This is a genomic window from Frankia sp. AvcI1, from assembly GCF_001420875.1.
GTDB lineage: Bacteria > Actinomycetota > Actinomycetes > Frankiales > Frankiaceae > Frankia > Frankia alni.
In genome coordinates, this window is the sequence record NZ_LJFZ01000002.1 from 282,652 (window position 1) to 288,995 (window position 6,344).

Consider the following 6,344-nt stretch of genomic DNA (forward strand, 5'->3'; position numbering starts at 1 on the left):
NGGCTCGGGTATCTCCAACGGGTGCTGGTCAGCGAACGTGAACGCGACGAGATCTTCGCCACCGTCTGTGCCCTCTCGATCGCGCCCGACCGGGCCTCGCTGCGGATGCGCCTGGCCGGCCATCCGCCACCCGCGCTGCTGCACCCCCGGCTCGCCGCGTTGCCCGGTGACGTCGTCGGGCCGGCACTGGGCATCCTCGACGAGGACCTCACCGAGGAGGTGCTGGTCGAGCTCGGCCCGCGGTGGGTGCTGCTACTGGCGACCGACGGCCTGCTCGAGGGCCGGGAGGGCCCGGGCGGGGAGCCACTCGGCTGGGAGGGTGTGCTGCCCGAGATCGCCCAGCTCTGGCCCCCGGACGGGCCGGACGGCCTGCTCGACAGCCTCATCGACCGGGTCGAGGCCCGCAACGGCGGCCCACTCACCGACGACGTCGCCCTGCTGCTGCTGATGTGGGGGGCCGACTGATGGCGGTGCCCAGTGGGCCTTCCGGCACTCTCGACCCGGAGGGCACCCCCGGCTCACCCGGCTCACCCGCCACCCCCGAGTCGATCAGGTCCAGGTCCAGGTCCGGGTTCGGGTTCGGGTTCGGTCGGAGCTGGCCGTTGCGGCGCCGGCTCGGGGTGACCTACGCGGTCGCGGCGGTGGCCCTGCTCATCATCGTCGGGCTGGTGGTGTCGTCGCTGGTGCGGCTGGACAACGCCATCCACACCCGCAGCGACATCATGGCCCCGGCCCTGCTGGGTTCCGCGCAGCTCGTCAGCAGCCTGGTCGACCAGGAGACCGGGATGCGCGGCTACCTGCTCCAGGGGCACGAGGAGTTCCTCGAGCCCTACAACTCCGGCCGCCGCGATGAGAGCGCCCAGCTCGCCGACCTGCAACGCCGGCTTGCCGAGCGGCCGGACCTGCTCGGCAAGCTCCGCACCCTCCGGGAGCGGATCCTGGCCTGGCACCGCGACTACGCCGACCCGTCCATCACCGCCGTGCGCGACCGGGGACCGAAGGCGGCGACCGCGCTGTCGCCGGAGGTCGGCAAGCGGCGCTTCGACGCGGTCCGCGCCGCGTCCGACGACCTGGAGTCGGCGCTGCGGACGAAGGCGATCAAGGCCCGGAACAACGTCGGCGCCGCGCTGCACTTCCTCGTCCTCGCCCTGGCGATCGGCGCGCTGGTTCTGATCGTCCTGCTGGCGGCGATCGCGCGGGCGTTGCGGGTCTGGGTCACCCGGCCGATCGAGCAGGTGGCCGCCGATGCGCGGACCGTGGCCTCCGGCCGGCTTGATCACNTGGTCGAACCTGCGGGGCCGCCCGACATGATCGCGCTGGCCGGCGACGTGGAGTCGATGCGCCAGCAGCTCCTGAGCGAGCTCGGGGTCGCGCGGGCGGCGCGGATCGCCGTGGAGACGCAGGCCGAGGTGCTGCAGCGGTCCAACCGTGACCTGGAGCAGTTCGCCTACGTCGCCTCGCACGACCTGCAGGAGCCGCTGCGGAAGGTGGCCAGCTTCTGCCAGCTGCTGGAGCGGCGCTACGGCGACAAGCTCGACGAGCGGGGGACGCAGTACATCGCCTTCGCCGTCGACGGCGCCAAGCGGATGCAGCAGCTCATCAACGACCTGCTCGCCTTCTCCCGGGTCGGGCGGAGCACCGACGGCTTCGTCGAGATCGCGCTCGGCGACGTCCTCGGCCGGGCCACGACCACCCTGTCCCTGTCGATCGAGAGTCTGCAGGCCGAGGTCACCGCGGACGAGCTGCCCGTCGTGCGGGGTGATCCGGTGCTGCTCACCCAGCTGCTGACGAACCTGATCGGCAACGCCTTGANGTTCCGCGGTGACGAGATCCCCCGCGTGCATGTCAGCGCCGTCGAGCGGGCAGAGGACTGGGAGTTCGCCTGCGCGGACAACGGCATCGGCATCGACCCGGAGTATGCCGAGAAGATCTTTGTGATCTTCCAGCGTCTGCACGGTCGGGACGTGTACGAGGGCACGGGGATCGGGTTGGNCCTGTGCCNCAAGATCGTCGAGTTCCACGGTGGCAGGATCTGGCTGGACGCGACCGTGGAGCACGGCACGACCTTCCGCTTCACCCTGCCCAAACAGGCTCTGCTGGCTCCGATGTCCGAGCCGGCCGCCCTGGTCGGCGCCGTCGAGGCCGCGGGCCTGCCATCGGTGTCCGCCCCGGCGTCGGCGGCGTCGTCGGCGGCGGCGCCGTCCACGGCCGAACCGCCAGCACCCGTACCGTCCAACCCTGCCCCCGCCCCCAACAGCGCAAGGTCATCCGGAGGATCATCGTGAGCGAACCGCTCGTCCCGGTCGAGGTGCTTCTCGTCGAGGATGATCCCGGCGACGTGCTGATGACCCGGGAGGCGTTCGAGGACCACAAGCTGCGCAACCACCTCAACGTGGTCAGTGACGGCGTCGAGGCGCTGGCCTACCTGCGCGGCGAGGGGGAGTACGCNGGCTCACCCCGCCCCGACCTCATCCTGCTCGACCTGAACCTGCCGCGCCGCGACGGGCGGGAGGTGCTGCGCGAGGTCAAGGCCGACGAGCGGCTACGGCGGATCCCGGTGGTGGTGCTCACCACCTCCGAGGCCGAGGAGGACGTGCTGCGTAGCTACGACCTGCACGCCAACGCCTACATCACCAAGCCCGTCGACTTCGAACGGTTCGTGGCGGTGGTGCGTCACATCGACGACTTCTTCGTCACCGTCGCCCGCCTGCCCGGCCAGTAGGTCCGCCCGGCCGCCCCGCGGTCGCACCGCCGGGCGGCACGGCGCTGGTGGGACATCTCACCGGGGACGATGGTGGCATCGGTGTGGTGCCCGGTCGCGGGGTGGATGACCTGCCGGGCGACGCTTCGCCCGCCGCTTCCGGGTGGTGCGGGCGGGGCAGAGATCGGGGAATCGGTGCGCGGCACCTGTCGCGGTGCGCCCCGCCACGGCCGGCGTCGCCTAGAGTGCGGCTCATGGCGACCGGACCGGAACCCGCCCAGCGCCGCGCCCGCGCGCAGCGGCAGGCGCTCGCGGATCTGCTCACCGACCTCGGCCCGGGTCATCCCACCCTCTGCACCGGGTGGACCAACCACGACCTGGCCGCGCACCTCGTCACCCGCGAGCGGGTGCCCTGGNCCGCGCCCGGCCTGGTGATCAGCAGCCTGCACGGCATCACCGAGCGGGCCGAGCGGGCCACCATGCGGGCCCACCCCTATCCCGAGCTGGTGGAGACCTTCCGGGCCGGACCACCATGGTGGCAGCCGACCCGGCTCGGGCTGATCGACGACGCCGCGAACTTCGTCGAGTTCTTCGTCCACGCCGAGGACGTTCGCCGCGCGGACGCCGGCTGGGAGCCTCGCACGCTGGACGACACGAGCCGCGACGCGATGTGGGCGGCCCTCCGGCTGATCGGATTCGCCGGGTTCCGCCGGGCCGGTGTCGGCGTCGTCGCCGAGCGCACCGACCGGCCAGGCCGGCGCATCCTGCACGCCGGCGAGCCGACTGTGGAGATCATGGGGCCGCCGGAGGAGCTCGTCCTCTACGCGTTCGGGCGGATCGAGGCCGCCCGGGTCGAGCTGCGCGGCGCCGACGACGACGTCGAGCTCCTGCGCGCGACCCCCGTCGGCCTCTAGCGCGCCCCAGCCCGATCCCAGCCCCAGCTCCAGCCCCAGCCCCAGCCCCGGTCCCGGTCCCAGTCCCGATCCCGGCCCTGGCTCCAGCCGCGATCTCTGCTTATCCGGAGCCCTTCCGCGTCCGATTTATCCCTCTGGATAAACATGGTGGCCGGTGGCGGGCGGCGATTCGCGCCACATCGGAGGGTCGGGGCGTTGGTAGGGGCTCGTGCGGGGGTTCGGGGTGCCAGGCTGGCAGGATGGCCCCGCAAACTCGCCTGGCCGCGCGGGTCGTGCTCGTCGACCCCGCCGACGCGGTGCTCCTGCTCCGGTCGCACGATCCGACCCTCGACGACGCGCCGCAGTGGTGGCACGTGCCCGGCGGCGGCCTCGACGCGGGGGAGAGCGCCGAGCAGGCCGCGGTCCGGGAGGTGTTCGAGGAGGTCGGTTACCGCCTCCTCGACCCGGGTCCGGCGGTCGCCACCCGCCGTGCGTCGTTCACCTATCTGGGCCGCGAGTACGCGCAGTTCGACACGTTCTTCGTCGCCCGGGTCCCGCACCGCCTCGAACTCGACTCGTCGTCCTGGACGGAGACCGAACGCGGGTCGATCCTCGGCTGGGCCTGGTGGACCGTGCCCCAGCTGCGGGCGACGAAGCAGACGGTGTATCCAACGCGCCTGGTCGGCCTCGTCGAGGGCTGGCTGCGTTCGGGACCGCCGGCGGCGCCGATCCGGCTGTGACGGCGCCGCCGGCCGGTTCACCAGAGCGAGGCGTAGGTGGCGGCGGCGGTCGGGTTCTCGTTCGGGCCGACCAGGGACGAGTGCACGTTGCCGNCCTCGGAGTTGTTGAAGTACGTCTCGTAGGCGAGCACGTCCCGGTTCGCGGCGAACGTCTGGTACATGTTGCGGACGTAGACGGGGTTGTCCCCGCCGGCCTGCCCCGCCCGGCCCGCCCCCGTGTCGGACTTGCTGACCAGGCCCCATTCGGGGACCGAGAACTGCTTGCCGTGCGTCCGCGCAAACGCGATCACCGAGCACAGGCCGGTCGGGTCGGCGCACTGCTTCGCGAAGGCCGCGTCGGTGGTGCTCGCCGGCCACTGGTCGTAGCTGTCGATCCCGATGATGTCGACGTACTGGTCGCCCGGATACACCGACCAGGCTCCGCCGCTGTGGGCGTTGAGCGCCCAGTCGATGCGGGCCTGGGGGTCCGTCGAGCGGATCGCGCCGACGACCTGCCGGAAGCAGTTCACCCAGGTGGTGGCGTTCGTCTTGGAGACCGACCAGGGGAACCAGTTGCCGTTGAACTCCCAGGCGAGCCGGATGATGCTCGCCGGGCGCCCCTTGCTGACCAGCCAGCGGCCGAAGTCGGCCCAGTGGCCGGAGTAGGCGCCGCTCGCGCAGGAGTTCATGTCGCCGCCACCGGTCGGGAAGAAGGGCTGCGAGATGATCCACGTGCCGTTGAACGTCGAGAACTTCTCCGGTCCGCTGCCGAGCCAGGGGTTGGTGATGGTCTGCCAGCTCGACCGGTCGGCGAAGGTGAGCACGGCGTTGACGGGCGAGCCGCGGAAGCTCTCCCACGCCCGCACCTGGGTCATCGAGCCGGCGGAGACGCCGCTCATGCCACCCGGCACAGAGCCGCCCCCGCCACCGGCGGGCACGATCGGTACCGGGGCGGCCGGTGGCTTCGCCGTCGGCCTGATGGTCGGGACCGCCGGCTTGGTGAGGGCCGGTACCACCGGCTTCGCGGTGGTCGCGGTGGTCGTGGCGGCCGGCGCGCCCGCGCCCGCTCGGCTGGGAGACGGCGAGGCGGCCGGGACGTGACCGCGGCCCGTGCCGCTCGGTCGCGCCGAGGCGCTGGGCGTCGCCTTCGGGTCGCCGCCGTGATGGCGCGCGTTCACGTGGACGGCGGCGGCCTCGACGGTGGAGCCGTCATCGCCGGCCGAGTCGTGTGCGGGGGCGATGCTCCACCCGATGGCGGCCGCGAGCAGGGCCAGGACGCCGAGCGAGGCGATCCAGGCGGGATGGTGCGGACGGCGGCGCCGACGGCGGGAGCCGGCTCGGGCTCGGGGCGGGCTGGGGTTGCCCTCCGATCGGTGTTTCACCGCAGGTATCCCTCCGTGCGTGGCGGTGGCGTCGTCAGAACCCCCCCGGGTCCCTGCTTCGGCGTCGAAGCTGATGACCTCCGTGTCGCGCAGCGGCCTGAGATGTATGGAGTGGCCGCCGGGTTACCCCCTCGGTGCCCCGGACGGCTGCCTAGTTAGATATGACGAGACCCTACACGGAGGGAATCTGGCGCGTTGTCCCAGCTCGGACGCTATGCACGATTCGTCCGTACTGGTGGGTCTCGAACCATGTGTGCGCCTTGTGGGAGCCGTGGGTTTGATGGGTCCGGCGGCCGTTCGGGGACCCCTGGTAACTCGGTGCTCCGGCGGCCCGCTGGGCGGGTCGCTCCGACCGCGTCGCGTGGTGTGGAACGTATGGCAGGCAGAGGTTCCGGTTGTGTCACAATGTGCGCGCGGACCGGGGCGCCGCGGTGGTTCACAGCGGTGACCCATGGATCGTGCGGGGATCGGGAGTCATGGCCGGCGCGTGCCGGCGGCTGCTGGTCCGGTGCCCCGGTGGTCATGGCAGCCAGGCGCGGCGGCGGCCGGGTTTCGGCCTGGACGCCCCGCCGACATCAGGAGCGCACCGTATGTCCCAGCCACCCGAGTACCCGCCGGGCGGGTACCCGCAGGGCGGTCACGACCAGGG

The 6,344-nt window shown here is 72.3% G+C and carries 3 protein-coding genes and 8 pseudogenes; 10 read left to right on the forward strand and 1 reads right to left on the reverse strand.

Annotation, left to right across the window (positions count from 1 at the left end; genetic code table 11):
- Position 1: 1 nt before the first annotated feature.
- From UK94_RS38645 to UK94_RS03465, 10 genes and pseudogenes are all read left to right on the forward strand, one after another.
- Positions 2-465: pseudogene (locus tag UK94_RS38645) on the forward strand (PP2C family protein-serine/threonine phosphatase); the annotation flags it as partial.
- The coding region (locus tag UK94_RS38650; protein ID WP_235486333.1) for a CHASE3 domain-containing protein at positions 465-1,280 on the forward strand (816 nt) is incomplete at its 3' end. The pseudogene UK94_RS38645 and the gene UK94_RS38650, both read left to right, overlap by 1 nt.
- Before the next feature lies 1 nt (position 1,281).
- Positions 1,282-1,812: pseudogene (locus UK94_RS38655) on the forward strand (histidine kinase dimerization/phospho-acceptor domain-containing protein); the annotation flags it as partial.
- Between the two features lies 1 nt (position 1,813).
- Positions 1,814-1,992: pseudogene (locus UK94_RS38660) on the forward strand (histidine kinase); the annotation flags it as partial.
- Between the two features lie 10 nt (positions 1,993-2,002).
- Positions 2,003-2,285 (forward strand): annotated as a pseudogene (locus tag UK94_RS38665) (histidine kinase); the annotation flags it as partial.
- Positions 2,282-2,448: pseudogene (locus UK94_RS38670) on the forward strand (response regulator); the annotation flags it as partial. The pseudogenes UK94_RS38665 and UK94_RS38670, both read left to right, overlap by 4 nt.
- 1 nt (position 2,449) lies before the next feature.
- Positions 2,450-2,722 (forward strand): annotated as a pseudogene (locus UK94_RS38675) (response regulator); the annotation flags it as partial.
- A 233-nt stretch (positions 2,723-2,955) separates the two neighbouring features.
- Positions 2,956-3,117 (forward strand): maleylpyruvate isomerase N-terminal domain-containing protein (locus UK94_RS38680; protein ID WP_235486416.1); only part of this gene is annotated, 162 nt, incomplete at its 3' end.
- 1 nt (position 3,118) lies between these two features.
- Positions 3,119-3,615, forward strand: a pseudogene (locus UK94_RS03460) (TIGR03085 family metal-binding protein); the annotation flags it as partial.
- A 239-nt stretch (positions 3,616-3,854) separates the two neighbouring features.
- Positions 3,855-4,334, forward strand: coding sequence for an NUDIX domain-containing protein (locus tag UK94_RS03465; RefSeq protein WP_041938744.1), 480 nt, complete (start codon positions 3,855-3,857; stop codon positions 4,332-4,334).
- Positions 4,335-4,428: 94 nt separating this feature from the next.
- On the opposite strand, the pseudogene UK94_RS75735 reads toward UK94_RS03465, so the two are convergent.
- A pseudogene (locus UK94_RS75735) lies at positions 4,429-5,212 on the reverse strand (glycosyl hydrolase); the annotation flags it as partial.
- Positions 5,213-6,344: the final 1,132 nt, after the last annotated feature.

Bases quoted from the DNA above. Each gene is read 5' to 3' on its own strand.
- UK94_RS03465 (WP_041938744.1), top strand. From the start codon at position 3,855: ATGGCCCCGCAAACTCGCCTGGCCGCGCGGGTCGTGCTCGTCGACCCC.